Raw genomic sequence first — 26,478 nt, 5'->3', positions numbered from 1 at the left:
CGACCCGGACCTCACTGCGGGCTGGCGAGCTTCATGGTCACGAGGCCCGAGACGATGAGCAGGGCCGCGACGATGCGGGCGGGGCTCGCCTCCTCGCCCAGCACCGCGATGCCGAGGACGAAGGCCCCGACGGCGCCGATGCCGGTCCAGATCGTGTAGGCGGTGCCGAGGGGCAGGGTCCGCATCGACACGGCGAGGAGCGCGACGCTGCCCACCATGGTAACCGCCATGATTGCCGTCGGCCACGGCCGGGTGAACCCGTGCGACAGCTTCATCGCGTAGGCCCAGGTCACTTCGAGGAGGCCGGCGGCAACGAGCGTGATCCAGGCCATGGGGGGTCCTTTGCGCGGGGTGGCCGATCCGGCGCCGCGGGGCGCCGTCCCGGAACGGCACGGTTCGCGCGCGGCGATCGTCAGGGCCCGTTAAACACCTTGCGCGACGCTGTCTCCATCCGGAGACCTTTCCATGACGACCCGCCGATGACGATCTGCCCATGACGACCCGCCCATGACGACCCGGGCCGGCGCGGTGTGCGCGCTCCTCCTCGCGGTGTCGATCGGCGTTCCCGGCGGGGCCTGGGCCGGCGACGCGGCCGACCGGCATGCCACTTGGCGCGGCTGCCTCCACCGCACCTTCGCCATCGAGACGGCCCGCACCGCCCGCATCCGCGCGGCGGACGCCTCCCTGCGCGCGTGCGAAGCCGACGAGGCGGCCTACCTTACCGCCCTGTCGACCTCACCGCTCCTCGACGGCGACGACGTCGCCCGCGTTCGCCCCGCCCTGATCCAGCGCGCACGGGGCTGGCTGCTCGCCGGCGGCACCCGGCCCCTGTGATCCGGCCGGCCCGGCCGGTTATCCGCCATCGTCGAGCGGGCCGTCTCACGCCACCTCGGCTTCGTCCGTCATGCCCTCGCGGGACCGGATCATCGCCGCGAGGGCGGTGGGGCTCATGGCCTTGCCGTAGAGGTAGCCCTGGCCCTCGTGGCAGCCCATGCCGCGCAGGACCGCTTCCTGGTCGGCGCCCTCGATGCCTTCGGCGATGACCTCAAGGCCGAAGTTCTCGGCCATGCCGAGGACGACGCGGATGATCTCGGCGTCGTGCCGGTCGGTGAGCACGTCGCGCACGAAGCTGCGGTCGATCTTCAGGCGGGTAAGGGGGAAGCGCTTGAGGGAGGAGAGCGAGGCGTAGCCCGTGCCGAAATCGTCGAACGCCACCGCGACCCCGTGGGCGTGCAGCGCCCGGATCGGCTCCAGGATCGCGTCGTCGGCCTGGAGGGCGATGCGCTCGGTGACCTCGAGTTCGAGGGCGGCGGGCGGCAACCGGTAGCGGGTGAGCGACCGCATCACGTCCTCCGCCAGGGTTCCGGCCCGCAGTTGGGCGGTGAACAGGTTGACGGCGACCCGCAGCGGCGGGAGCCCCGCCGCCCGCCACTGCGCCGCCTGCCGGCAGGCCTCCTCGACGATCCAGCGTCCGATGGCGGCCGCCATCGGGTGGGCTTCGAGGGCGGGCAGGAACACGCCCGGCAGCAGCAGCCCGCGGGACGGATGGCGCCAGCGCAGCAGAGCCTCGGCGCCCACCACCCGCCCCGTGTCGAAGGCGACCTGGGGCTGGTAGTGCAGCACGAGTTCACCGGCCTCCAGGGCGTGGCTCAGCTCGTCGTGCAGGGTCCGGCGGGCGATCACCGCGCTGCGCATGGCCGGCTCGAACAGGCGGTAGCAGCGCCGCCCGTCGCGCTTGGCCTGGTAGAGGGCGAGGTCCGCATCGGCGATGAGGGCCGCGGCGTCCGTGCCCCGGCCGCCGACGGCGATGCCGAGGCTGAGGCCGACGTGGAAGGTGTGGCCGGAGAGCTGAAACGTCGCCTGGAAGGTGTCGAGGATTCGCGTGGCGGTGGCGGCCGCCGGGATCGGGTCGCCGCACGGCGCCAGCAGGATCGCGAATTCGTCGCCGCCCAGCCGCGCCACGGTCAGGTCCGGCGCGACGCAGAGCGGAAGCCGCACGGCCACGGCCTTAAGCAGGGTGTCGCCGGTGGCGTGGCCGAGGCTGTCGTTCACCTCCTTGAACCCGTCGAGGTCGAGCAGCAGAACCGTCGCCGGCCCCTGCTCGAGGGCGGCCCTAAGGCGTTCGTCGAACTGCGCCCGGTTGGCGAGCCCCGTCAGGCTGTCGTGGTGGGCCATGTGGACGAGTTGGTCGTCGCGGGCGCGCCACGCGCTGATGTCGCGCATCATCGCGCCGATCCCGATCCGCCCGTCCGTGGTCCAGGCGGACATGGAGAACTCGATGGGAAAGGTGGTGCCGTCCCGGTGCTGGGCAACGAGTTCGATGGTCCGGCCGACGAGCTTCGAGGTCGCACCGACCACGAACCCGGCGAAGCGCTCGCCGTGCCGTGCCCGGAACGACGGCGGGATGATGATCTCGACGTCCTGCCCCGTCATCGTGCCGGGCGCGTAGCCGAACAGGGTCTCGGCGGCGCGGTTGACGAAGGTGATGGTGCCGCCGACGTCCACCGCCAGGAAGGCGAAGGCCGCCGCCTCGGCGAAGCCCCGTGCGATACCGTCCGCGCACGCCCCGCCCTCGCGTTCGAGGTGGTCGGCGGCGAGGGCGGCGAAATCCGCGAGCCGGCCCATCTCCGCCGCGTCGAAGGCTGCGCGGGCGCCCGGGGCCCCGACGCGAAGTTCGCCGAACCGACGCCCCCCGGCGCCGAGCAGGGGCGTCGCGGCCTGGAAGCCCGTCGCGTCCGGTGCGTCCGATCCGGCGAATCCGAAGCCGCCCCGGACCGATGCCGCCGGGCCCGTCCCGAGGGTGATCCAGGCGAGCGGCGTGCCGAGGCAGCCGGCCGCGAGGGCCGTGATCCGCGTGAGGCCGGCTTCGGCCGGAAGACCGGCGGACGCCTGGGCGGCGGGCATCCGATCGACGTCCCGATCTTGCGCGGACCAGACGTCCGATGGGGTGCTCAGGAACATGCGATCGAGACCGGCACTCGCGTGTAGGACAGTCAGGATGACGCAAAAAACTTATAAAATGATTGTCCGGCCCAAGATGCGCTCCTGCCGGCCCGGGTCCATCCGTTCCGGATGCCGAATTGAACTTGGACCCCGAACCCCGGCGGGCGCGTGGGGACCGCCCTCGGTGTCCCCGATGGCGCGGCGGCCGGATCAGGCGAAGGACTTGTCAGGCGAAGGACTTGTCAGGCGAGGGATTTGTCGGACGAAGGATTTGTCAGGCGAAGGACTTGCGGGGATCGAAGGCGTCGCGCACGGCCTCGCCGGCGAAGACGAGAAGACTCAGCATCACCGCCACCACAAGAAAGCCCGTGAGCCCGAGCCACGGCGCCTGGATGTTGTCCTTGCCCTGCGCCAGCAGCTCGCCGAGCGACGCCGAGCCCGGGGGCAGGCCGAAGCCGAGGAAGTCCAGGGAGGTCAGGGTGCCGATGGAGCCGTTGAGGATGAACGGCAGGAAGGTCAGGGTCGCCACCATGGCGTTGGGCAGCAGGTGCCGGCTCATGATGCGGATGTTCGACAGCCCGAGGGCGCGGGCGGCGCGCACGTACTCGAAGTTGCGCGCCCGCAGGAACTCGGCCCGCACCACGCCCACCAGGGACACCCACGAGAACAGCAGCAGAATGCCGAGCAGCACGAAGAAGCCGGGCTCGATGAAGGCCGAGATGATGATGATGAGGTAGAGGGTCGGGATGCCGCTCCACACCTCGATGAAGCGCTGCAGGGCGAGATCGACCCAGCCGCCGAAATAGCCCTGCACGGCGCCGGCGATCACGCCGATCACCGACGAGATCAGCGCCAGGATGAGCCCGAACAGCACCGAGATGCGAAAGCCGTAGATGATCCGGGCCAGCACGTCGCGGGTGGTGTTGTCGGTGCCGAGCCAGTGCTTTTCGAGCGCCGCGCACGGCTTGCCGACGGACTGGCACTGCTGCTCCGTCAACATCCAGGTCGGCGGCGAGGGCGAGGGGGTCGGCAGCCCGTCGATGATGGTGTCGTAGGCATACGGGATCGGCGGCCAGATCGCCCAGCCGTTGTCGGCGATCTCCTTCCGGGTCTCGGCCGAGCGGTAGTTCGGCCGGGCATAGAACCCGCCGAACTTCTCGTCCGGGTAGTCGACGAGGACGGGAAACAGGATCTCGCCCTTGTAGGACACGACGAGGGGGCGGTCGTTGGCGATGAACTCCGCGAACAGGCTCGTGCCGAACAGGGCCGCGAAGATCACGAACGACCAGAAACCGAGGCGGTTGCGGCGGAAATTGGCGAGCCGCCGCCGCGACAGGGGTGAGAGCCAGCCCGTGCGGGGGAGGGCGGCTGGCGCGGCCATCCGGGGAACGGCGACCTGATTCATCGGTGATCCCCGGTGTGCAAGGCGCTCAGCCGTCGATCCGCACCGCCGTCCCCTCGATCTCGTTGGGGCGCAGGCCGCCGGTCTTCTCGAGGTGGCGGCGCAGCAGGGCGACGTTGCGGCGGTTTGCCTTGAAGGCCGCATCGAACAGGTCGCCGGCCAGCGGCACGATGCCCAGCGCCCCGTCGAACACCACGTTCGCCATCATCCGGGCGACGAGCCAGCGCGGCGCCCCGAGCCGGCGCGCCTCGTTGACCACGTAGGAGGCGATGACCATGCCGGCGACATCGCCGATGATCGGCACGAGGCCCACAATGGCGTCGAGGCCGACCCGGCGGTTGATCCCCGGAATCAGGAAGGCCGAATCCATGAGGTGCGCCAGCGCCTCGAGGCGCAGGAGCGTCGCCTCGCGGTCGTCGGCCTGCGGCCGGAACGGTGTCGCCGCACCGGCCTCTCGGGAAAAGTCCGTGGTCGGGCGGCCGGGAATGCGCGGTGTGCTCATGACCCGGGATGTGGCCCCGGCCGCGCGCCCCCGCAAGCACCGGCCCCATCAGGCGGCCCTCCGGGACACCTGCCCGAGGCGGTCGAGGGCGGCGTCGAGGGTCGCGTCGGACTTGGCGAAGCACAGGCGCACGATGTGGCGCACCGGGTCGGCATCGTAGAACGCGCTCACGGGAATCGCCGCGACGCCGTGGGTGCGCACCAGATCCTCGCAGAACGCCACGTCGTCGGTGAAGCCGAGCGGCGCGATGTCGACGTTGAGGAAGTAGGTGCCGGCCGAGGGCAGCACGGTGAAGCCGCGCTCCGTCAGCCCGGCGCCGAGGCGGTCCCGCGAGCGGGCGAAGCGTTCGCGCATCCGGGTGAAATAGTCGTCGGATTTGCCCAAGCCGTAGGCCACCGCCACCTGCAGGCAGGGCGGGGTGGTGAAGGTGAGGAACTGGTGCGCCCCCGCCACCACCCGCAGGAGCGGCGGTGCGGCCATGACGAAGCCGACCTTCCAGCCCGTGAGCCCGAAGATCTTGCCGGCCGAGCCGATCTTCACCGTGCGGTCGCGCATGCCGGGCTGCGCCATGAGCGGGGCGTGCGCCGCGCCGTCGAACACGATGTGCTCCCACACCTCGTCGCAGACCGCGATCACGTCGTGGCGCGTGCAGAACCCCGCCAGGAGCGCGAGGTTTTCGCGGGAGAACACCGTGGCGCTGGGGTTGAGGGGGTTGTTCAGCACCACGAGCTTCGTCCGGTCGGAGAAGACCGCCGCCAGGGCCTCTTCCTCCAGCCGGAAATGCGGAGGCTTGAGGTTGACGATGCGCGGCACGCCGCCGGCCTGGCGCACCATGGGCAGGTAGGCGTCGTACAGGGGGGCGAACAGCACCACCTCGTCGCCGGGTGCGATGAGGGAAAGCAGGGCGGCGGCCAGGGCCTCGGTGGCGCCGGAGGTCACCATCACCTCCGTCTGCGGGTCGAGGTCGAGGTCCTGATGGTGCCGGTAATGCGTCGCGATGGCGGCGCGCAGCTCCGGGAGGCCCATCATCGGCGGATACTGGTTGTCGCCCGCGATCACCGCCTCGGCCGCCTGGCGGCGCACGTCCTCGGGGCCGGGATCGTCGGGAAAGCCCTGGCCGAGGTTGATCGCCCCACATTCGCGGGCGAGGCCGGACATCACGGTGAAGACGGTCGTGGGCAGGTTCGCGAAGACGGGATTCATACGGTTCGGCAGGCGAGGGTGCGACGACGCCCGGGCGTCGGGAGGCCGGATGCGTAGCACGGCGCCCACGCGGGGTGAAATGTGCGGTTCCGCACGTCCGGGGGCGCTGGAGGGGGCCTCACGGCTGACGATTGTTGACATTCATCACCTGTGACGTAGGTTCCGGACATGGCCGGAGCGACGGCGGCTCTCACGGGACTTCGCCCCCTCGTTTCGGGAAGGCGGCGGTCGCTCCGGTCCACGAAGCTTTCTTCAGAGACGCGGGTCCGCCCGGGCTTTTCTGCCCGAGCGGATCGTTCTTCCCGATCAGGTCGAACGTCCCGAACTTGAACTTCCCAAGCTCGGACTTCCCGAGTTTGTACTTCCCGAGAAAGGCCGGCGCCCCCAGCGACGGCCTTTTTTCGTGTCCTGCGGTTTTTCCGTGTCCGGTCCCTGCGCCTGTGGCAGGAATGGGAGGCCATGCGCGTCCGGACTTGTCTTCTCCTCGCCCTCGCCACCGCACTCCTGGGCGCGGGCCTTCGCCACCTCGTCCCGGTGACGCCGGTGGACGAGGAGTACCGTGCGGTGGTGCGGGCCTACGACCCCGCGAACCGGCCGTGATCCACAGGGGCGACGGACAGCAACACGGGGGAAACGCGGACGCCGTACTGGCGTCGTATTGGGCGGCCAGAAGGGGCACCATGCTGCGCCGCCGTGGAACCGAAGCCTCTGGAGCCGAGGTCGATCGCCGCCCCCGCCCGGGTGCGACGTTGCCCCGTTCTGTCGGACCGGGCGACGCGTGCTTAGATCCACTCCAGTCTGTCCGCGAGGGCGCCTCGCCCGCCGATGCCGTGACGCCATGAACGAGAATTCGCCGATCCGCACCGAGACCGCGCGGGACTACGCGCCTCCGTCTGAGACCCGCGCCGCGCCGACGCGGGGCGGGCGCGGCTGGCTGTGGTTCGTCCTGCTGCTGATCCTCGCGGGCGGCGGGTATTACGGCTACCGGCACTACCTCGCGCCAAAGCCCGAGGGCCCGACGGAGACCGCCGGACCGCGCGGCAAGGGCGGCCGGGGCGCCGGGCGCCATGGCGAGCCGGCCCAGGCGGTCGGCATCGCCACCATCGCGGCCGGCGACGTGCCCATCGTGCTCGGCGGCCTCGGCACGGTGACGCCCCTCGCCAACGTCACCGTGCGCTCGCAGATCAGCGGCTACCTCATGGAGGTCGGCTTCCGCGAGGGCCAGATGGTGAAGAAGGGCGATTTCCTCGCCCAGATCGATTCGCGGATCTACGAAGCCCAGCTCGCCCAGTACCAGGGCCAGCTCATGCGCGATCAGGCCCTGCTGCAGAACTCGAAGCTCGACCTCGCCCGCTTCCAGCGCCTCGCCCAGCAGGATTCGATCTCGAAGCAGAACGTCGACACGCAAGGCGCCCTGGTCAAGCAGAACGAGGGCACGGTGGCGGCCGACCAGGCGCTGGTGGACCAGCAGAAGCTCAACATCACCTACACGCGCATCGTCTCGCCCGTGGCGGGCCGCGTCGGCCTGCGCCAGGTCGATCAGGGCAACTACATCACCGCCGCCTCGACCAGTCTCGTGGTGGTGACCCAGCTCAACCCGATCTCGGTGGTGTTCACCCTGCCCGAGGACGACGTCGCCCAGGTGATGCGCCGGGTGCGCACGGGCGACAGGCTCACGGTCTCGGCCTACGATCGCGGCGACACCACCGTGCTCGCCACCGGCACCCTCGACACCGTGGACAACCAGATCGACACCACCACCGGCACGGTGCGGCTGCGCGCCCTGTTCGACAACACCGACGACGCCCTGTTCCCGAACCAGTTCGTCAACGCCAAGCTGATCGTCGACACCGTGCGGAACGCCCCCATCGTCCCCACCGCCGCGATCCTGCGCGGCACGCCCGGCACCTACGTCTACCTCCTGCAGGGCGACGACAAGGTCGTGGTCCGCCCCATCACCCTGGGCGAGGCCGACGGCGCCCGCACGGTGGTGAAGGCCGGCCTCGGCGTCGGCGACCGGGTCGTGGTCGACGGCACCGACCGGCTTCGCGATGGCGCGAGCGTGCGGATCACCGACGACGGCACCCGTCCGCCCGGTGCCGCCGGTCCGAAGCCCGAGGACGCCAAGCCCGAGGACGCCAAGGCGGAGGCCGCGAAGGCCGATGCCGTCGCCCCCGAGGGCCAGACGCGCGAACGCCGCCGCCAGCGCCCGGCCGCGCAATGAGGTTGCCCGGCCGCTCGCCACCTCTCGGCCGGTGCGGACCTTCGCCGTTAACTCCGGCGTTCGCCGCCAGCACGGGTCCCCTCTCCTGGAAGGAGAGGGACAGAGTGCGATGTGCGAACGCTCCGGATAAGTCACACACCTCACCCCAGCCCTCTCCTTCCAGGAGAGGGAGTTCCGTCGGCGGCTCCCTCGACGGCGTGGGGCTCGCCCCATGAACCCGTCCCGCCTGTTCATACTGCGGCCCGTCGCCACCACGCTGTTCATGCTGGCGATCCTGATGGTCGGGATGGTGTCGTACCTGAACCTGCCGGTCTCGGCCCTGCCGTCGGTGGATTACCCGACGATCCAGATCCAGACGTTCTATCCCGGCGCCAGCCCCGAGGTGATGACCTCGGCGGTCACCGCGCCGCTGGAGCGGCAGTTCGGCCAGCTCGCCAACCTCAACCAGATGACGTCGCAGAGTTCGGCGGGCGCTTCCGTCGTCACCCTGCAGTTCAGCCTGGACCTGCCCCTCGACATCGCCGAGCAGCAGGTCCAGGCCGCCATCAACGCCGCCGGCAACCTGCTGCCGGCGGATCTCCCGGCCCCGCCGATCTACGCCAAGGTGAACCCCGCCGACGCGCCGATCCTGACGCTCGCGCTGACCTCGAAGACCATGCCGCTCACGGAGGTGCGCGATCTGGCCGAGACGCGCCTCGCCCAGAAGATCTCCCAGGTGGCGGGCGTCGGCCTCGTGAGCACCGGCGGCGGCCAGCGCCCGGCGATCCGGGTGCGGTTCAACGCACGCGCCTTGGCGGCATACGGCCTCAACATCGACGACCTGCGCACCACCATCACCAACCTCAACGTCAACACACCGAAGGGCACCATCGACGGGCCGACGCAGTCCTACGCCATCAACGCCAACGACCAGATCCGCGACCCGAAGGCCTACGACAGCGCCATCATCGCCTACAAGAACGGCGCCCCGGTGCGGCTCTCGGACGTGGCCGACGTGGTCTCGGGCCCCGAGAACACCAAGCTCGGCGCCTGGGCCGACGAGACCCCGGCCGTCATCCTCAACATCCAGCGCCAGCCCGGCGCCAACGTCATCAGCACCGTCGACAAGATCCAGAAGCTCCTGCCCCAGCTCCGGGCGACCCTGCCGGCGGCGATCTCCGTCGGCGTGCTCACCGACCGCACGGTGACGATCCGCGCTTCCGTCCACGACGTGCAGGTGGAACTGGCGCTCGCCATCGGCCTCGTGGTGCTGGTGATCTTCCTGTTCCTGCGCAGCGTCTCCGCCACCCTGATCCCGAGCCTGTCGGTGCCGCTGTCGCTGATCGGGTCGCTCGCCATCATGGACCTGTACGGGTTCTCCCTCGACAACCTGTCGCTGATGGCGCTCACCATCGCGACGGGCTTCGTGGTCGACGACGCCATCGTGGTCATCGAGAACATCGCCCGCCACGTCGAGGAGGGGGATTCGCCCCTGGAGGCGGCGCTGAAGGGCAGCCGCGAGATCGGCTTCACCATCATCTCGCTCACCGTCTCGCTCATCGCGGTCCTCATCCCACTGCTGTTCATGGGCGACGTCGTCGGGCGCCTGTTCCACGAATTCGCCATCACGCTCGCGGCCACCATCGTGATCTCGGCCGTGGTCTCGCTCACCCTCGTGCCGATGCTGTGCGCGCGCCTCCTGAAGCCCGTGCCGGCCGGGCACGCCGAGCGCCGCGAGGGGTTCGTCGCCCGCGCGGCCCGCCGGTCCATGGACGGGATCATCGCCGGCTACGGCCGGATGCTCCGGGTGGTCCTGCGCCATCAGGGCCTGACCCTGGTGGTGACCCTCGCGACGGTGGCGCTCACCGCCTACCTGTTCGTGGTGATCCCCAAGGGGTTCTTCCCCGTGCAGGACACGGGCGTCGTCCAGGGCATCACCCAGGCCGACCAGACCGTCTCGTACGCCGCCATGGCCGAGCGCCAGCAGAAGCTGGCCGCCCTCATCCTGCAGGACCCGGACGTGGCCAGCCTGTCGTCGTTCATCGGCGTCGACGGCCAGAACGTCACCCTGAATTCGGGCCGGTTCCTCATCAACCTCAAGGCCCACGCCGCGCGGACATCCACGGCGAGCCAGGTCATCGAACGGATCAAGGCCGCGACCACGGGGGTCGCCGGCATCCGGCTCTACCTGCAATCGGTGCAGGACCTCACCATCGACACGGCGGTGAGCGCGACGCAGTATCAGGTGATCCTCGAGAACCCGAACCTCACGGAGTTCGAGACCTGGGTGCCGCGCTTCGTGCGCCAGCTCCAGACGTCGCCCCTGCTCATGGATGTCGCGAGCGACCTCCAGGCCAGCGGTCTCGCCGCCTACATCACCATCGACCGGGCGACGGCGGGGCGCTACGGCATCACCCCGGCCACCGTCGACAACGCCCTCTACGACGCCTTCGGCCAGCGCATCATCTCGACGATCTTCACCCAGTCGAACCAGTACCGGGTGATCCTCGAAGCCGACCCGGCCCTGCACAGGACCATCGAGAGCCTGGACCACATCTTCCTGCCGTCCTCCACGGTGGCCTCGGGGCAGGTCCCGCTCTCGGCGGTCGCCCGGGTGAGCGAGCGGCGGGCGCCGCTGCTCATCTCCCATCTCGGCCAGTTCCCGGCCACCACCGTGTCGTTCAATCTCGCGCCCGGCGCGGCTTTGGGCGACGCCGTGGCGGCGGTGGAGGCGGCGGGCAAGGCCATTGACCTGCCGCCGAGTTTTCGCGTGGTGCCGCAGGGCTCGGTCTTCGCGTTCCAGTCGGCCCTGTCGAACCAGCTGTTCCTGGTGATCGCCGCCATCGTCACCGTCTACATCGTGCTCGGCGTGCTCTACGAGAGCTTCATCCACCCGATCACGATTCTGTCGACGCTGCCCTCCGCCGGCATCGGGGCGCTCCTGGGGTTGATGCTGTTCGGACTGTCGCTCGACATCATCGCGGTCATCGGCATCGTGCTCCTCATCGGCATCGTGAAGAAGAACGCCATCATGATGATCGACTTCGCGCTCCAGGCCGAGCGCGAGGACGGGATGAGCCCCCGCGACGCCATCTACGAGGCCTGCCTCCTGCGCTTCCGGCCGATCCTGATGACGACGCTCGCCGCCCTGTTCGCGGCGGTACCGCTCATCGTCGGCACGGGGGTGGGCGCCGAACTGCGCCAACCCCTCGGCATCGTCATCGCGGGCGGCCTCATCGTCTCCCAGGTCCTGACCCTGTTCACCACGCCGGTGATCTACCTCGCGTTCGACCGCCTGGAACGCCGCCTCACCGGCCGCCGCGAAGGCGGCGCCGGCCCCGTCGAGGCGCTGCCGTGAACGTCTCCGCCCCGTTCATCCGCCGGCCCGTCGCCACGATCCTGCTCACCCTCGGCGTGCTGCTCGCCGGGATGTTCGCGTTCCTGAAGCTGCCGGTGGCGCCCCTGCCGCAGGTGGATTTCCCCGTGATCCTCGTCCAGGCGTCGATGCCGGGGGCCAGCCCCGAGACCATGGCGACCACCGTGGCCGCGCCCCTCGAACGGCGCCTCGGCGCCATCGCGGACGTCAACGAGATGACGTCCACGAGTTCCGTCGGCTCGGTCAGGATCATCCTGCTGTTCGGCCTCAACCGGAACATCGACGGGGCCGCCCGCGACGTCCAGGCGGCCATCAACGCGGCCCGGGCCGACCTGCCGACGGCGCTGCGCCAGAACCCGACCTACCGCAAATTCAACCCGGCCGATTCGCCGATCCTGATCCTGGCGCTGACCTCGAACACCCTGTCGCCGGGCCAGCTCTACGATTCCGCCGCCACGGTGGTGCAGCAGAAGATGTCCCAGCTGCCCGGGGTCGGCAACGTCGACATCGGCGGCGCGTCGCTGCCGGCGGTGCGGGTCGAGCTCGATCCCACCGCCCTGTTCAATTACGGCATCGGCCTCGAGGGCATCCGCGCGGCGCTGGCCTCGGCCAACGCCAATTCGCCCAAGGGCGCCATCGAGACCGACACCCGGCGCTACCAGCTCTACGCCAACGACCAGGGCCGGGTGGCGGCCGATTACCGCGACATCGTCGTGGCCTACCGCAACGGCGCCGCCGTGCGCCTGACCGATGTCGGCAAGGTCGTGGATTCCGTGGAGGACAAGCGCAACCTCGGCCTCGTCAACGGCAAGCCGGGCGTGATCCTGTTCATCTACAAGCAGCCCGGCTCCAACGTCGTCGACACCATCAACGGCCTGAAGAAGGCGATTCCCCAGGTCCAGGCGGCGCTGCCCGGCGACATCGACCTCATGGTGACGGGCGACCGCAGCGCCACCATCCGGGCGTCGCTCGCCGAGACCGAGGAGACCCTGCTCATCGCCGTGGTGCTGGTGATCTTCGTGGTCTTCGTCTTCCTGCGCTCGGGTCGCGCGACCCTGATCCCGGCGGTCGCCGTGCCGATCTCCATCGTCGGCACCTTCTCGGCCATGTACCTGCTGGATTACAGCCTCAACATCCTCTCGCTCATGGCGCTCATCATCGCCACGGGCTTCGTCGTCGACGACGCCATCGTGGTGCTGGAGAACATCCAGCGCCACATCGAGCAGGGCAAGGCGCGGGTGGAGGCTTCACTCTTGGGCGCCCGCGAGGTCGGCTTCACCGTCATCTCCATGAGCCTGTCCCTGGTGGCGGTGTTCCTGCCGATCCTGCTCATGGGCGGCATCGTCGGGCGCCTGTTCCAGGAATTCGCCGTCACCCTGTCGCTGGCGATCCTCATCTCCCTGGTGCTGTCGCTGACCACCACGCCGATGATGTGCGCGCTGCTGCTCAAGCCCGAGGCGCACGACCCGGCGCGCCGGCCGAATGTCTTCCTGCGCGGCCTGGAGGCCGGGTTCGACGGCATGCTCGCCGCCTACGAGCGCACCTTGCGCATCGCCCTGCGCCACCGCCGTCTCGTGGTGCTCAGCCTCGTCGCCACCGTGGGCCTCAACGTCTACCTCTACGTCATCGTGCCGAAGGGCTTCTTTCCCGAGCAGGACACGGGTCAGATGATGGGCGGCATCCAGGCCGACCAGCGCATCTCGTTCCAGGCGATGAAGCAGAAGCTCGAACAGGCGACCGCCATCGTGCAGGCCGACCCGGCGGTGGACAGCGTCGTCGGCTTCACCGGCGGGCGCGCCACCAACTCGGCCAACGTCTTCGTCGGCCTGAAGCCCAAGGCCGAGCGCGACCCCATCGAGAAGGTGATGACCCGCCTGCGGCCCAAGCTCTCGCAGGTGGCGGGGGCGCGGCTCTACCTGTTCCCACGCCAGGACCTGCGCATGGGCGGGCGCCAGAGCTTCGCCACCTACCAGTACACCCTCCAGGGCGACACGGCGGAAGAGCTCTACGCCGCCGCCCCGAAGCTGCTCCAGGCCCTGCAGAAGGACCCGACCTTCGTCGACGTGTCCTCGGACCAGCAGGAGGGCGGCCTCGAGACCCGGCTCGTCATCGACCGGGCCACCGCCTTCCGCTACGGCCTGACGCCGGACAAGATCGACAACACCCTCTACGACGCCTTCGGCCAGCGCCAGGTCTCGACGATCTACAACCCGCTGAACCAGTACCACGTCGTCATGGAGATCGCCCCGCGCTACCTCCAGAGTCCCGACACCCTGAAGACGCTGTTCGTCTCGACGTCCGGCGGCAAGGCGCGCGGCTCGGCCACCACCAACGCGGTGGCCGGCACGGTCGCGGCGGGCGGCACGGTGAACACCAATCCGGCCGGCAATACCGGCCCGAGCGGCACCACCGCCGTGACGGACCCGGCCGCCGCCCTCGCGGGGGATTCGGCCCGCAACGCCGCCGCCAACGCCATCGCGGGCGGCAAGGGCGGCGCCTCGTCGAGCGCCCCGGTCTCCTCCGCCAAGGAGACGATGATCCCGCTCTCGGCCTTCGCCCATATCGAGACCGGCAACGCCCCCGTGCAGGTGAGCCACCAGGGCCTGTTCGTCGCCACCACGATCTCGTTCAACCTGGCCCCCGGAAAAAGCCTGTCGGACGCGACCCGGATCATCGAGCAGACCATGACGGACCTGCGCCTGCCCGCCACCATCCACGGCGAGTTCGCCGGCGGCGCCAAGAGCTTCCAGGAATCCTCGTCGCGCCAGCCCCTGCTGATCCTCGCCGCCCTGGTCGCCGTCTACACCATCCTCGGAATCCTCTACGAGAGCTTCATCCACCCGCTCACCATCCTGTCGACCCTGCCGTCTGCCGGCATCGGCGCCCTGCTGGCGCTCCTGGTCTCGGGCACCGAATTCACGGTCATCGCCCTCATCGCGGTGTTCCTGCTCATCGGCATCGTGAAGAAGAACGCCATCATGATGATCGACTTCGCCCTCGACGCGGAGCGGACGCGCGGCCTGAAACCCCGTGACGCGATCTTCGAGGCCTGCCTCTTGCGCTTCCGCCCGATCATGATGACAACCCTGGCCGCCATGCTCGGCGCACTCCCCCTCATCCTCGCGGGTGGGGAGGGCTCGGAGCTGCGCCGCCCCCTCGGCATCGCCATCGTCGGCGGCCTTATCGTGAGCCAGATCCTGACCCTCTACACCACCCCCGTCGTCTACCTCTACCTCGACCGCCTGCGCCGGCGCGGGCCTGCGCTCGACGCGGTTCCCGGCGCGGTTCCTGGCGCGGTTCCTGGCGCGGTTCCTGGCGCCGCCGAATGAGCGTGGGTAGTTTGGTGGATCGTCGCGCGCGCAGTGACGTCACGTTCCGATGCGACAGCGGGCCGATGCATTCCGAAGGTGGCGCGGGTCCCCTCTCCTGGAAGGAGAGGGACAGGGTGAGGTGTGTGGACTCTCCGAATAGGTCCCACACCTCACCCCAACCCTCTCCTTCCAGGAGAGGGAGCCCGTCGCATCTCGTCGCCCTCGTCGCCCTCGCGGCGTCGGTCTCCGGCTGCATGGTCGGCCCCGACTATTCCCGTCCCTCCGTCGAGACGCCGCTGGCTTTCAAGGAGGGCGGGGCCCGCGAGGACAGTGCGGCCTATGTCGCGAGCCGCAAGGGGTGGCGCCCGGCCGCCCCCAACGACGGGGCCGAGCGCGGCGACTGGTGGCGGGTTTTTCGGGATCCGGCCCTCGACCGGCTGATCCGCCTCGTCGACGTCGACAACCAATCCCTGCGCGCCCAGGTCGCCGCCTACGAGCAGGCGCGCGGTTTCGTCGCCCAGGCCCGCGCCGCCCTGTTTCCCACGGTGATCGGCGCGCCGAACATCACCCGCTCGCGGGTCGGGGGCTCGGAGCGCACCACCGTCTCGCTCCAGGGGCAGGCGAGCTGGGAGCTCGACCTGTTCGGCCGCATCCGGCGCAACCTCGAGAGCGAGGTCGCCACCGCCCAGGCGAGCGCGGCGGATCTGGCCCTGGTGCGCCTCACCATCCAGTCCGAGGTCGCGAACAACTATTTGAGCCTCAGATATCAGGACTCGCTCCAGCGGGTGTTTGACGAGAACATCGCGGGCTTCAAGAAGAGTCTCGCCATCACCGAGAACCAGTACGCGGCGGGTGTGGCCGCGCGGTCCGACGTGATCACCGCCCAGACCCTGTTGCAGACGACGCAGGCCCAGGCCATCGCCATCGGCCTGCAGCGGGCGATCTTCGAGCACGCCCTGGCGACCCTCGTCGGGCGCCCGCCCGCCGAACTGTCCCTGCCCGTCGCGCCGCTCGCCGTGCGCCCGCCCGCCGTGCCGGTGGGCATTCCGTCGGCCCTGCTGGAGCGCCGCCCCGATGTCGCCCAGGCAGAGCGGACCGTGCAGGCCCAGAGCGAGCTCATCGGCGTCGCCGTGGCGGCGTTCTACCCCACGCTCACCCTCTCGGCCTCGGGCGGGGTCTCGGGCCTGACGTCGAACGGCGTGTTCTCGGCCGCCAACCAGGTCTGGTCGGTCGCTGCGGCCGGCACGGAGGTGTTCTACGACGGCGGCGCCCGCGCGGCGGCGCTCCGCATCACCCGCGCGGCCTACGACGCGGCGGTGGCGAATTACCGCCAGACCGTGCTCACCGCCTTCGGGGAGGTCGAGAACGGGCTCTCGGGCGTGCGCATCCTCGCCCGCCAGCAGGCGGCGCAGGACGAGGCCGTGGCCTCGGCCCGGCGCGGTGTCGAGATCACCCTCAACGAGTACCGGGCGGGCACGCAGAACTACACCACGGTGGTGACGGCCCAGTCCATCGCCCTGAACAACGAGATCAACGCCCTGCAGATCCGCCTCAACCGCTTCACCACCGCCGTGGCCCTCATCCGGGCACTCGGCGGCGGCTGGGACGTGCGCAGCCTGCCCACCGGCGACGAACTCAAGGGCACCCGCCTGCCCATCGATTCCGGACAGGCGGTGCGAACGGACGAGTGAGACTGTTTTCCGGATGATCCTTACGGAGACAGTCTCAGGCAGCCCGCGCGGCGCCTGAGCGAAGCCCAGATCCGCATCGCGAAGCGATCGACCGGAACTGGTATGACTCAGCGGGCGATCAGGCGCTCGATCTCGTCGCAGGCGGCCGATACGCCGTCCTCCCGGGTCATGCGCATGCGCGTCTCGGCGCAGGCCTGCGCCACGGTCTCGGAGGCCAGAAGACGGTTGAGGGCTTGGGCGGCCCGGCCTGGGGTGAACCAACGCCGGCCGAGCATGGCGCCGACGCCGAGGCGCTGGAGGCGCTGGCCTTCGTCGAAATGGTCGAACGCCACCGGGACCACGAGCTGCGGGATGCCGGCGGCCAGGGCCTGGGCGACGGTGCCGATGCCGCCGTGGTGGATCAGAGCGGCGGCGCGCGGAAGCAGCACGCTCAAGGGCGCGTAGGGGACATGGATGACGCCCTCCGGCAGATCCGTGGGCATCTGACCGGACTCCGGCGCCAGCATCACGCCACGGCGGCCCATGGTCCGACACAGGGCGCAGGCCGTCCGGAAGAAGGCTTGGCCGTGACGCATCGCCGACCCGTAGGTGAACACCAGGGGTGGTGGCCCTGCCGCGAGGAACTCGCTCAGCTCCGAGCTCAGGGAAGGGGTATCGCCGAGACGATCGACCAGGGGAAAGCCGACCTGCGCGGCCTGGGCCGGCCAATCCGCCTGGGGGGCGGTGAACCACTCCGGAAACATCAGGAGGATCCGCGTCGGGCTGTTCCACCAGTGCCGCAGGCGGCGCACGGGCGCGAGATCGAGGCGCTCGCGCAGGGCGTTGAGTTGGGGCAGGGCGGCCGGGCCGATCACGTAGCGGTCAGCGCCCCGGCCGAGCCAGTGCCGTAGGCGGGACGGCAGCAGGTGGGCGAGGGGGATGCCCGGCAGAACCGGCGCGGCGTGCCGGCTCTCCACCAGCAGGGGCATGACATGCACGGTCACGACGGGCAGGCCGAGCTTGTCCTGCGCCACGCGGGCGCCCAGGCCGAGGGTCGAGGCGACCACGAGGGTCTCGCCTGGTGCGCTGGTACGGGCCAGCCAGTCGTAGGTCTGCTCCGTCGTCGGGGCGAGCTGGTCGAACAGGACGAAGGCCCCCCGCCTCGGATGCCACAAGTCCGGCACCGCGACGGTCCGCTCGTAATCGGCGCGCGTGCCGAGAGCGTGGAACGGCAGGTGAGCGCGGGCCGCCAGCTGAGCGAAGGGGGCGGGCGCCGCCAGAACCGCGGCGTGCCCGCGTCGCACCAGTTCGGCCCCGAGGCCGATGAAGGGAAGGACGTCGCCGTGTGAGCCGACGGCCACCAACTTGATTTGCATGTTCGGTCTGTGATGCGGAGTCCGGGTGTCCCGCTCACATAGGTACAGGGTTCGTGTTCGCCATCCTGCGGTTGTGATTCGGGCCTTGGCGGTGACTGGCCGTCCTGCAACGATGTGCGGAATCTTACGGAGTCGAAGCGTTGTCGCAGCAGGGACGATGCGATGGATCTTCAGTAGAACATGCGGTTTTGCCTGCTGTCCGCGTCATGTTGGCAGGATCGTCCATGCAGCGGCATGCGAATCTGTCGTGAAATCATGCAGCCGGCCCGGGCTTCACATTTCGTTGACTCTGCCGACCGCGAGACGGCCTTTTCGCTTTACATAGAACAAAACAGGAACAAAATGGGAGAGCTCAACGAAAGGCGCTTCCCATGCTCAAGCGGATGATCCTCACCGGCGCGGTCGAATTCATGGCCTTCGGTCTCCTTGCGGTTTCGGTCGCCGCTTGGGCTGTCGCATTGGCGCCGTTGCGATAGCGTTGCCGACGCATCACGGATGGCGGCCTTCCACAGCCAAACGATCCGCTCCGCGCATTCTTGATGGATCGTTCACCACGAGTCGGGCTGTTGGGAGCATGGCGCGCATCCTCAAAGATCCCGGCTTCGTCCACCTCCACGTCCACTCGTCGTTCTCGCTCCTCGAAGGGGCGCTGAAGGTCGGGGACATCGTCAAGGCGGCGGCGGCCGACCGGCAGCCGGCCCTGGCGCTCACCGACACCAACAACCTGTTCGGGGCCCTGGAATTCTCCGAGAAGGCCTCCGGATCGGGGATTCAGCCCATCGCCGGCCTGCAGGTGACGGTGGCCTTCGAGACGCCCGATCCCATGGCGCGGGTGGTTCAGGGGCAGGCCGGCTGCGCCAACGTGGTGGTCCTGGCCCAGGACGAGGCCGGTTACGCGAACCTCCTGCGGCTGGCGAGCCGCGCCTACTTCGACGGCGCCCTCGGCGATGCCCCCCGGGTGAGCGCCGCCGGGCTGGCCGAATGCGCCGGCGGGCTCATCGCCCTCACGGGCGGGACCACCGGACCCCTCGACGGGGCGTTGCGCCAGGGCCGGGCCGAGCTCGCCGCCGCGCGTCTCGCCCAGCTCAAGGCGGCCTTCGGCGAGAGCAACCTCTACGTCGAGATCCTGCGCCACGGCCTGTCCGACGAACGGGCCATCGAGCGCGAGCTGCTCCGGCTCGCCGATGCCAACGGCCTGTCCATCGTGGCCACCAACGAACCGTTCTTCGCGCGTACCGGCGATTACGACGCCCACGACGCGCTGCTCGCCATCGCGGACGGACGCCTCGTCTCCGACGAGCGCCGGCGCAAGCTCACCCCGCGGCACGCTTTCACCACGCGCGCGCAGATGGCCGAGCTGTTTGTCGATCTGCCGGACGCCCTGAACGCCACGGTCGAGATCGCCATGCGCTGCGCCTACCGCGTGCGCACGCGCAAGCCCATCCTGCCGAACTTCGCCCGTGTCACCGCCGACGCCGTCGCCGGCGAGGCCCCCGGTGCAGCCGGGGCGGAGGTGGTGAGATCCGAGCCGGAGGAGCTGCGCGCGCAGGCTATCGCCGGCCTCGACCTGCGCCTCGCACAGCACGGCACGGCGCCGGGCATGAGCGAGCAGGTCTATCGCGACCGCCTCGCCTTCGAGCTCGACGTCATCGTCGGCATGAAGTTTCCCGGCTACTTCCTCATCGTGTCGGACTTCATCAAGTGGGCCAAGGACCACGACATTCCGGTCGGCCCGGGCCGTGGCTCGGGTGCCGGATCCCTGGTGGCGTGGTCGCTCCTCATCACCGACCTCGACCCGCTTCGCTTCGGCCTGCTGTTCGAGCGCTTCCTTAACCCCGAGCGCGTCTCGATGCCGGATTTCGACATCGACTTCTGCGTCGACGGCCGCGAGCGGGTGATCCAGTACGTGCAGGATCGCTACGGCCACGAGCAGGTCGCGCAGATCATCACCTTCGGTACCCTGCAGGCGCGCGGCGTGCTGCGCGACGTCGGCCGCGTCCTGGAGATGCCCTACGGGCAGGTGGACAAGCTCACGAAGCTGGTGCCGCAGAACCCGGCCAACCCCGTGACCCTGACCCAGGCCATCGAGGGCGAGCCCAAGCTCCAGGCGGCCATGGAGGAGGAGCCCATCGTGGCCCGCCTCATGGAGATCGCCAAGAAGCTGGAGGGCCTGCACCGCCACGCCTCGACCCACGCCGCCGGCGTGGTCATCGGCGACCGGCCCCTCGAACAGCTCGTCCCCCTCTACCGCGATCCGAAGACCGGCATGCGGGTGACCCAGTTCAACATGAAGTGGGTCGAGGCCGCCGGCCTGGTGAAGTTCGACTTCTTGGGTCTGAAGACCCTGACCCTGCTGCGCTACTGCACCGACCTGCTGGCCAAGCGCGGCATCATCGTCGATCTCGCCTCGCTGCCCCTAGACAACGAGGCGACCTACCTGCCGATGAAGCGCGGCGAGACGGTGGGCGTGTTCCAGGTGGAATCCGCCGGCATGCGCAAGGCGCTCGTCGAGATGCAGGCCGACCGGTTCGAGGACATCATCGCCCTCGTGGCCCTCTACCGCCCCGGCCCCATGGCCAACATCCCGGTCTATTGCGAGCGCAAGCTCGGGCGCGACGCCGGCAACGAGGCGAGCTGGTATCCGCACGCAAAGCTGGAGCCGATCCTGCGCGAGACCTTCGGCATCATCGTCTACCAGGAACAGGTGATGGAGGTGGCCAAGGTGCTGGCCGGGTACTCGCTCGGCGAGGCCGACATGCTGCGCCGCGCCATGGGCAAGAAGATCAAGGCCGAGATGGACGCCCAGCGCGACCGCTTCGTGAAGGGCTGCATCGAGCGCGAGCTCACCAAGGCCAAGGCCGACGAGATCTTCGACCTGCTGGCGAAGTTCGCCGATTACGGCTTCAACAAATCACACGCCGCCGCCTACGCCCTGCTGACCTATCAGACCGCCTACCTGAAGGCGAACCACCCCGTCGAGTTCCTGGCCGCCGCCATGCAGCTCGACATCGACGTGACCGACAAGCTCGCCGAGTTCCGCCAGGACGCCCAGCGCCTCAAGATCGTCGTCGAGCCGCCCTCCATCAACACGTCGGGGGTCAACTTCGAGGTCAAGGACGGCCGCATCGTCTACGCCCTGTCGGCCATCAAGGGCGTGGGCCGCGGCGCCGTCGAATCCATCGTGGAGACCCGGGGGGAGACGCCCTTCCGGGATCTCGCGTGCCTGGCGCGCCGCCTCAACCCGCGCATGATCAACAAGCGCACCCTGGAGAACCTCGTGGCGGCCGGGGCCATGGACACCATCGAGCCGGACCGGGCGCGGGCCTGCGCGGCCATCGAGCCGATGATGAAGCTCGCCCAAGGGGCCGCCGAGGCCGAGAGCACCGGCATCGCCGACATGTTCGGCGGCGTCACCGCGGCCGACGTGACCCTGCGCATCCCGGCCTACGAGGGCTGGCCGATGGCCGACAAGCTCAAGAAGGAATACGACGCCATCGGCTTCTTCCTCTCGGGCCACCCCCTCGACGAGTACGGCGATCTGCTGGGCAAGCTCCGGGTGCAGACCTGGGCCGAGTTCTGCAAGGCGGTGCGGGCCGGCACCACCAGCGTCGGCCGGGTCGCCGCCTCCGTCCTCGACCGGTCCGAGCGCCGGACCAAGACCGGCAACAAGCTCGGCATCGTCATCCTGTCCGACCAGACCGGGCATTTCGAGGCGATCATCTTCTCCGAAGGCCTCGGCCAGTATCGCGAGATCCTGGAGCCGGGACGTCCCCTCGTGCTCCAGATCCAGGCCAACCTGGAGGGCGAGGACGTGCGTGCCCGCATCGTCACCGCCGAACCCCTCGACGTGGCGGTGGCCCGCCACCAGAAGGGCATGCGCATCTATCTCCGCGACGAGCGCTCCATCGCGCCCGTCCAGCAGCGCCTGCAGGTGCGGGGCGAGGGCGAGGTCTCGCTGATCCTCCTCCTCGACAACGGCGACCGCGAGGTCGAGGTGAAGCTGCAGGGCAAGTATCAGGCGACGCCTCAGATCGCGGGCGCGCTCCGGGCCGTGCCGGGGGTGGTTCAGGTGGAGGTGAACTGAGGCGACGGGCTTGCCGCCGGCCTGCTCGGCGCTTGGGGCGCCCCGTCGGCCTGCGCCATGGCATCCAACCGTTCGGCCACCAACGCCTGCAGGGTCCACAGGTGCTCGTCCAGGATCCCCTCCCGCGCGCAGGCCTCGGCGGTGCGGAACAGGTACTCGGCACTCGGCCCGAGATGCCCGGCCCCCGTGGCGATGCGGTCGGCGATCTCGGGCTCCGTCAGGCGCCCGGTGTAGCGGTCGCTGGCGCGGTTGACGACGAAGGTCAGGGCGGTGACCGGGCCGTCGGCGGTCTCGACCACCACCCAGCGGGAGGCGTAGCCGTTGCCGCGCATCTCCCGGCGCCAGACCGGCAGCAGGGTGACGTGCGGATCGTCCCCCGCGAGCCGGAACGCGACGCCCCGGCACAGGCCGCCGCGATCGAGGCCCAGGACGAGGCCCGGCCGCTCCGTGCTCCCGCGGAACCGCCGCTGCAGCAGGCAGAACCGACGGTGATAGCCCCGCACCGTTCCGGTGCGCCGCTCGGTGAAGGTGAATTCCGGCTGCCAGATCAGGGAGCCGTAACCGAACACCCACAGGCCCTCCGCGCCGGACGGTCGCCGGGTGAGCGCCTGGGCGAGGCCGGGTTCGAGTTCGTCGTCGGTGAGGAGGGTGAGGGCGCCTGGGTCGTCGCGGACGGGATCGGGATGGGCGCGGGCGATGAGGTCGAGGCTGAGGCTCAACGGGCGTTTTGGCATGTCCCAGGGTCTCATCCCCCCACCGCGGGAGCAAGCCCGGGCCTATCCCGATGGATCAGGCGGGATTGCCGAGGGTCTCGAGTTCCGGAAACGGCTCCGTGCGGTGCCCGTTGCAGATCTCCTCATCGTCGGACACCACGCCGAGCACGCCGCCCGTGTCCCGGATCACGGCCTTCGCCCGCTCGCCCTTGCCGAACGTCCGGCCCTTCATCCGCGTCGAGACGCAGTAGAGGGTGCGCCCGCCATCCTCGAACGGACCTGAGATGCGGCTGTGCTCGAACCGTATGGGGATCACCGACACGGAGCCGAAATCCACCTGCGCCAGGGCGAGGGCGGCGATGCGGGTGCGGAGCGTCGCGCCGGGGGAGGAGGCCGGGGCGCGGGGCGTGCAGGCCGGGAGCGCGCAGGCCAGACCAAGGAGCAGGAGCCGAGCCGGACCACCCATCGCCATCTCCGCTCGCCTCGGCTTCCAGCACAAGCCTAAGCTTATTCCCGTCCTGCGGGAAAGTGTTCATTGGTGCAATCTTCGCTGCCGGCGCGCTTTTCCTTCCCGCCGGCATCGGCCTATGGAGAGGCATGCAATGGACCGACGACGGCCTCGTGCTCGGCCTGCGCCGTCAGGGCGAGACGAGCGTGGTGCTCGAACTCATGACCGCCGCGCATGGGCGCCATCTCGGCCTCGTCCATGGCGGCCGCTCGCGCCGGATGCAGCCCGTGCTTCAGCCCGGCAACCGGGTCCAGGCCACGTGGCGGGCGCGCCTCGACGACAGCCTCGGCGCCTACGCCGTCGAGCCCCTCGAATCCGTGGCCGCGCGGCTGATGGGATCGGGGCTCGCCCTTCACGGCATCGCGCACCTCGCCGGTCTCCTGCGCCTGTTGCCCGAGCGCGACCCCCATCCCGAACTCTACGCGGCCGCCCGCATCCTCATCGATCACCTCCACGATCCCGACATCGCCCCGCCCCTGATGGTGCGGTTCGAACTCGCGATCCTGGCGGATCTCGGCTTCGGTCTCGATCTGTCCGCCTGCGCCGCGACCGGGGGCAACGACGCCCTGATCTACGTCTCGCCCCGCTCGGGCCGGGCGGTGAGCGCGTCGGCGGGCGAGCCCTATCGCGACCGCTTGCTCGCCCTGCCGGACTTCCTGCGGGAGCGGGCGCCGGGCGATCCACTGCCGATGACCCCCGAGGGCGCCGACGTTACGGCGGGGTTTACCTTGACGGGGTATTTCCTCGATCAGCACATCTGGGGGCCGCGCGCGCTGCCGCCCCCGGATGCCCGGGCGCGCTTCGTTGCCTTGGGGACGGGAAGCGCATAAGTCATGTTCTTGATTTGTTCTGATTTGGGGTCGTGTCGCCCCTGGAGATCGTGATGGGCCAGCCCTTCGAGCCGCCGTCGGGCTCCGACGGCATCGAGAGCGTCGAGCTGAAATCCGCCTTGGAGGACCGCTACCTCGCCTATGCGCTCTCGACCATCATGCACCGGGCGCTGCCCGATGCCCGCGACGGGCTGAAGCCCGTCCACCGGCGCATCCTGTTCGCCATGCGGCTGCTTAAGCTCGACCCGACCTCGGCGTTCAAGAAATGCGCCCGCATCGTCGGCGACGTCATCGGCAAGTACCATCCGCACGGCGACACGGCGGCCTACGACGCCCTGGTGCGCATGGCCCAGGACTTCGCCCAGCGCTATCCGCTGGTCGACGGCCAGGGCAATTTCGGCAACATCGACGGCGATAACGCCGCCGCCCAGCGCTACACCGAAGCCCGGATGACGGAGGTCGCGCGCCTCCTCATGGAGGGGCTCGACGACGATTCCGTCGATTTCCGCCCGAACTACGACGGGCAGGAAGAGGAGCCGGTGGTGCTCCCGGCGGCCTTTCCGAACCTGCTCGCCAACGGCTCCCAGGGCATCGCCGTCGGCATGGCGACCTCGATCCCGCCGCACAACGCCGCCGAACTCTGCGACGCGGCGCTCTATCTCATCACCCACCCGGAGGCGACCTCGGCCCAGCTCCTCACCTTCGTGAAGGGGCCGGACTTCCCCACCGGCGGCATCCTCATCGACAGCGCCGAATCCATCACCGAGGCCTACCGCACCGGGCGCGGCGGATTTCGCGTGCGCGCCCGCTGGGCCAAGGAGGATCTTGGGCGGGGCACCTGGACCATCGTGGTCACTGAGATTCCCTACGGGGTGCAGAAGGCGCGCCTCATCGAGAAGCTCGCGGAGCTGCTGCAGGAGCGCAAGCTCCCGCTGCTCGCCGACGTGCGCGACGAATCGGCGGAGGATGTCCGCATCGTGCTGGAGCCGCGCGCCCGCAACGTCGATCCCGTCATCCTGATGGAGTCGGTGTTCCGACTCACCGAGCTCGAGGCCCGCATCTCCCTCAACATGAACGTGCTGGTCGGCGGCCTCGTCCCCCGGGTCATCGGTCTGGCCGAAGCCCTGCGGGAGTGGCTCGACCATCGCCGGGTCGTGTTGCAGCGCCGCTCGCGCCACCGCCTCGCCCAGATCGACCGGCGCCTCGAGATCCTCGGCGGCCTGCTCATCGTCTACCTCGACCTCGACGAGGTCATCCGCATCATCCGCGAGGAGGACGAGCCGAAGGCCGCCCTGATGAAGCGGTTCGAACTGACGGAGATCCAGGCCAACGCCATCCTCGACACCCGCCTGCGCTCCCTGCGCAAGCTCGAGGAGATGGAACTCAAGCGCGAACTCGACACCCTGACGACGGAGAAGCTCGGGATCGAGGAACTCCTCGGCTCCGACAAGCTGCAATGGGCCGACATCACCAAGCAGATCCGCGCGGTGAAGAAGACCTTCGGACCCGAGACCAAGATCGGTGCCCGGCGCACCACCCTCGAGAACCCACCCGACACCGCCGGCATCGACTTCACCTCGGCCATGGTCGAGCGCGAGCCCATCACCGTCATCGTCTCGGCCAAGGGCTGGATCCGGGCGCTGAAGGGGCACGTGGCGGACCTCTCGGGCGTCGCCTTCAAGGGCGACGACAGCCTGAAGATCGCGTTCCCGAGCGAGACCACGGCCAAGCTCCTCGTGCTGGCCTCCAACGGCAAGGTGTTCACCCTGGAGGCGGCCAAGCTCCCCGGTGGCCGCGGCTTCGGCGACCCGATCCGCCTCATGGTGGATTTCGACGACGGCACCGAGATCGTCGCGGCCCTGCCGTATCAGCCGGGCGCCAAGCTGCTGGTGGCGGCCTCCGACGGGCGCGGCTTCGTGGCGCCGGCCGACGCTCTGGTGGCCAACACCCGCAAGGGCAAGGGCATCATGGGCCTCGATGCGCCGGCCACCGCGACCCTGCTGGTGCCGGCGACCGGCGACCACGTCGCCGTCTGCAGCGCCGACCGTCTACTCCTGGTCTTCCCCCTCGCGGAGATGCCCGAACTGGTGCGCGGCAAGGGCGTGCGTCTGCAACGCTGCCGCCAGACAACCCTGACGGATGCCTGCGTCTTCACCCTCGCCGAGGGCCTGCCGTGGCGCGAGACCGGGGGCGAGGCGCGGCTCGCCCAGGCGAGCATCCTGGAGAAATGGATGGGCCACCGCTCCGACGCCGGGACGCTCATGACCCGGAGCTTCCCGAAGTTCGAGCGGTTCGGCAAATAGGCCGCCGGTTCGTCAAGTGACCCGCCAGAACGACAATGCCCGCCGAAGCGGGCA

At 69.7% G+C, this 26,478-nt stretch carries 16 protein-coding genes and 1 pseudogene; 9 read left to right on the top strand and 8 right to left on the bottom strand.

Features of this window, described 5'->3' with window-relative positions:
- Positions 1 to 11: 11 nt before the first annotated feature.
- Positions 12 to 332: a multidrug efflux SMR transporter gene (locus tag ASF25_RS10465; RefSeq protein WP_056170392.1), complete on the bottom strand. Its 321-nt coding sequence runs from the start codon at positions 330 to 332 to the stop codon at positions 12 to 14.
- 175 nt (positions 333 to 507) lie between these two features.
- Here ASF25_RS10465 and ASF25_RS10460 point away from each other — a divergent pair, with 175 nt between their 5' ends.
- Positions 508 to 834 carry a hypothetical protein gene (locus ASF25_RS10460; protein WP_056304532.1) on the top strand — a complete coding sequence of 109 codons (327 nt, stop codon included), beginning with the start codon at positions 508 to 510 and terminating at the stop codon, positions 832 to 834.
- Between the two features lie 45 nt (positions 835 to 879).
- Here the strand turns inward: ASF25_RS10460 and ASF25_RS10455 are convergent, their stop codons facing one another.
- The 4 genes from ASF25_RS10455 to ASF25_RS10440 all read right to left on the bottom strand — a co-directional run bounded on the left by ASF25_RS10455 (position 880) and on the right by ASF25_RS10440 (position 6,050).
- Entirely contained in the window at positions 880 to 2,904 is a 2,025-nt protein-coding gene (locus ASF25_RS10455; RefSeq protein ID WP_056304608.1) for an EAL domain-containing protein, read from the bottom strand.
- Between the two features lie 313 nt (positions 2,905 to 3,217).
- On the bottom strand, positions 3,218 to 4,348 hold the full coding sequence (locus ASF25_RS10450; RefSeq protein ID WP_056304531.1) for an ABC transporter permease: 1,131 nt from the start codon (positions 4,346 to 4,348) through the stop codon (positions 3,218 to 3,220).
- Positions 4,349 to 4,373: 25 nt separating this feature from the next.
- The gene (locus ASF25_RS10445; RefSeq protein WP_056170740.1) at positions 4,374 to 4,847 is read right to left on the bottom strand and encodes a DUF4112 domain-containing protein; all 474 of its coding nucleotides are present in this window, start codon (positions 4,845 to 4,847) and stop codon (positions 4,374 to 4,376) included.
- 48 nt (positions 4,848 to 4,895) lie between these two features.
- Entirely contained in the window at positions 4,896 to 6,050 is a 1,155-nt protein-coding gene (locus ASF25_RS10440) for an aminotransferase (RefSeq protein ID WP_056304530.1), read from the bottom strand.
- Between the two features lie 459 nt (positions 6,051 to 6,509).
- On the opposite strand from ASF25_RS10440, the gene ASF25_RS23235 reads away from it, so the two are divergent.
- From ASF25_RS23235 to ASF25_RS10420, 5 genes and pseudogenes are all read left to right on the top strand, one after another.
- A complete protein-coding gene (locus tag ASF25_RS23235) occupies positions 6,510 to 6,650 on the top strand; it encodes a hypothetical protein (protein WP_200918734.1) in 141 nt (46 codons plus the stop codon).
- A gap of 238 nt (positions 6,651 to 6,888) precedes the next feature.
- Positions 6,889 to 8,274, top strand: a complete 1,386-nt coding sequence (locus ASF25_RS10435; protein WP_056304529.1) for an MdtA/MuxA family multidrug efflux RND transporter periplasmic adaptor subunit — start codon at positions 6,889 to 6,891, stop codon at positions 8,272 to 8,274.
- A 211-nt stretch (positions 8,275 to 8,485) separates the two neighbouring features.
- The gene (locus ASF25_RS10430) at positions 8,486 to 11,611 is read left to right on the top strand and encodes an MdtB/MuxB family multidrug efflux RND transporter permease subunit (protein ID WP_056260774.1); all 3,126 of its coding nucleotides are present in this window, start codon (positions 8,486 to 8,488) and stop codon (positions 11,609 to 11,611) included.
- Entirely contained in the window at positions 11,608 to 14,958 is a 3,351-nt protein-coding gene (locus ASF25_RS10425; RefSeq protein ID WP_056304528.1) for an efflux RND transporter permease subunit, read from the top strand. The genes ASF25_RS10430 and ASF25_RS10425 overlap by 4 nt, the downstream gene beginning before the upstream one ends.
- 209 nt (positions 14,959 to 15,167) lie before the next feature.
- A pseudogene (locus tag ASF25_RS10420) lies at positions 15,168 to 16,631 on the top strand (efflux transporter outer membrane subunit); the annotation flags it as partial.
- 107 nt (positions 16,632 to 16,738) lie between these two features.
- On the opposite strand, the gene ASF25_RS10415 reads toward ASF25_RS10420, so the two are convergent.
- Entirely contained in the window at positions 16,739 to 17,986 is a 1,248-nt protein-coding gene (locus tag ASF25_RS10415; RefSeq protein WP_056304526.1) for a nucleotide disphospho-sugar-binding domain-containing protein, read from the bottom strand.
- Between the two features lie 574 nt (positions 17,987 to 18,560).
- On the opposite strand from ASF25_RS10415, the gene dnaE reads away from it, so the two are divergent.
- The gene (gene dnaE, locus ASF25_RS10410; RefSeq protein ID WP_056170365.1) at positions 18,561 to 22,070 is read left to right on the top strand and encodes a DNA polymerase III subunit alpha; all 3,510 of its coding nucleotides are present in this window, start codon (positions 18,561 to 18,563) and stop codon (positions 22,068 to 22,070) included.
- Here dnaE and ASF25_RS10405 read toward each other — a convergent pair.
- Positions 22,052 to 22,804 carry a gamma-glutamylcyclotransferase gene (locus ASF25_RS10405; protein WP_082502569.1) on the bottom strand — a complete coding sequence of 251 codons (753 nt, stop codon included), beginning with the start codon at positions 22,802 to 22,804 and terminating at the stop codon, positions 22,052 to 22,054. The two genes, dnaE and ASF25_RS10405, sit on opposite strands and share 19 nt — an antisense overlap.
- Before the next feature lie 55 nt (positions 22,805 to 22,859).
- The gene (locus tag ASF25_RS10400) at positions 22,860 to 23,249 is read right to left on the bottom strand and encodes a hypothetical protein (protein ID WP_056304607.1); all 390 of its coding nucleotides are present in this window, start codon (positions 23,247 to 23,249) and stop codon (positions 22,860 to 22,862) included.
- Positions 23,250 to 23,380: 131 nt separating this feature from the next.
- Here ASF25_RS10400 and recO point away from each other — a divergent pair, with 131 nt between their 5' ends.
- Together recO and parC are read left to right on the top strand one after the other, a co-directional pair.
- Positions 23,381 to 24,121, top strand: coding sequence for a DNA repair protein RecO (gene recO, locus ASF25_RS10395; protein WP_056170362.1), 741 nt, complete (start codon positions 23,381 to 23,383; stop codon positions 24,119 to 24,121).
- 53 nt (positions 24,122 to 24,174) lie between these two features.
- Positions 24,175 to 26,424: a DNA topoisomerase IV subunit A gene (gene parC, locus ASF25_RS10390; protein WP_056304606.1), complete on the top strand. Its 2,250-nt coding sequence runs from the start codon at positions 24,175 to 24,177 to the stop codon at positions 26,422 to 26,424.
- Positions 26,425 to 26,478: the final 54 nt, after the last annotated feature.

The sequence above is a fragment of the Methylobacterium sp. Leaf100 genome (assembly GCF_001422845.1).
Classification (GTDB): domain Bacteria; phylum Pseudomonadota; class Alphaproteobacteria; order Rhizobiales; family Beijerinckiaceae; genus Methylobacterium.
This window is presented reverse-complemented; position numbering and strand designations above follow the sequence as displayed.